Annotated in this window: 1 protein-coding gene and 1 pseudogene; both read left to right on the forward strand. The window is 61.4% G+C overall.

The window, feature by feature from the left end; genetic code table 11:
* Positions 1-74 precede the first annotated feature (74 nt).
* Positions 75-253 (forward strand): annotated as a pseudogene (locus tag IVB48_RS15940) (ISL3 family transposase); the annotation flags it as partial.
* A gap of 101 nt (positions 254-354) precedes the next feature.
* On the forward strand, positions 355-1,479 hold a 1,125-nt coding region (locus IVB48_RS15945), incomplete at its 3' end, for a transposase (protein WP_247400765.1).

Here is a 1,479-nt window from a genome sequence, read left to right on the forward strand (position 1 = left end):
CAATATTGGCTCTGACTCACTTTTGATGAAGTTCAGGCGCCGGCTCGCGTTGGTTTCACAAGGGAATCAACATGATGCAGCGAGCCCTGCGACCGTCGGCCCTGATCCCTCCTGGGTTTGACGTGGAGAGCGCCGTCTGTGATGGCGCCACGACCGTGATCACCGTCCGTCCCAGGAGCGACAAGAGTCTGTGTCCCGGATGCGGAGCCAGTTCCGGGCGAATTCATAGCCGATATCAACGATGTCTTACCGATCTGCCGCTGGCGGGGCGGCCGGTTCGCCTGGTGGTCGTGGCGCGTCGCTTCCGCTGCTTCACCGTTATGTGCAGTCGACGTATTTCCACCGAGCGGTTCGATGACGGGGCTCTGGCGCCGTGGGCGCGGCGAACGGCGCGGCTCGATCTTCTGGTCCATCACCTTGGGCTTGCCGTTGGTGGCCGCCCGGCTGCAAGTTTTGCCCGTCGACTTAACGATACATTTACTTCGGATCGTGCGAAGGCGCGGTTGCCAGCCCTTTGCTGTGCCGAGCGTGATCGGTATCGACGACTGGGCCTGGCGGCGCAATCAGCGGTACGGAACAATCATCTGCGACCCCGAGCGGCGACGACCAATCACTCTCTGCCCGACAGAGAGCCCGCTACGGCACAGGCTTGGCTGGCGGGGCAGCCGCAAATTGCTGTGGTCGCGCGCGATCGCGGCGGTGGTGTACGCCCTTGCTGTAGCCAAGGCGCTCCCGCAGGCCACCCAGGTTGCTGACCGCTGGCATTTGATGGAGAACGCCAGCCACGCCTTCCTCGATGCGGTCGGCAAATCCATGCACCAGGTTCGTGTGGCGGTCGGCGCCGCCACAATTAATCCTGCCTTGCTCACTTCCGCCGAGCGCATCCAGTACGAAGGCTATCTACGGCGTGAGGACACCAACGCGGCAATCTTCAGACAGGCTGAGACGGGTGTCTCCATAAAGGAGATCGTGCGACTTACGGGACATAGCCGGGGCCTCGTTCGCAAAGTTCTGCGAGGTCAGCGAACGGATGTGTTCAGGGTGCGCGAGAGCTCACTCGAGCACCATCTGCCATGGCTCGACGCCCAGTGGGCTTCAGGCCATTATAACGGAGCCGACCTGTGGCGTCGCCTTAAGGTGCTAGGCTTTAGGGGCTCTGAGCGAGTTGTTAGAGAGTGGACGACACGCCGTCGGCGCGCCGAAACGCCCGATGTTCAAAGTATACAGCGCGTGCCGTCTGCCAGAACCATCGCCCGCCTGATGACCAATGGCCGCGATGCGCTATCAAAGTCTGAGACCGTTACCATCGCGGCGATCGAGAAGGGCGTTCCTCTGCTGGTGGAAGCTCGCGAAATCATCATCGCTTTCCACGCCATGATCCGCAAGAAGACTCACGTGGATCTTGATCCATGGCTGGAACGAGCATGCGCAAGTCTCGTCGCATCCTTCGCCAACGGCATCACCAAAGACAAGGCCGCC

Source organism: Bradyrhizobium sp. 76, from assembly GCF_023073025.1.
Classification (GTDB): Bacteria; Pseudomonadota; Alphaproteobacteria; order Rhizobiales; family Xanthobacteraceae; genus Bradyrhizobium.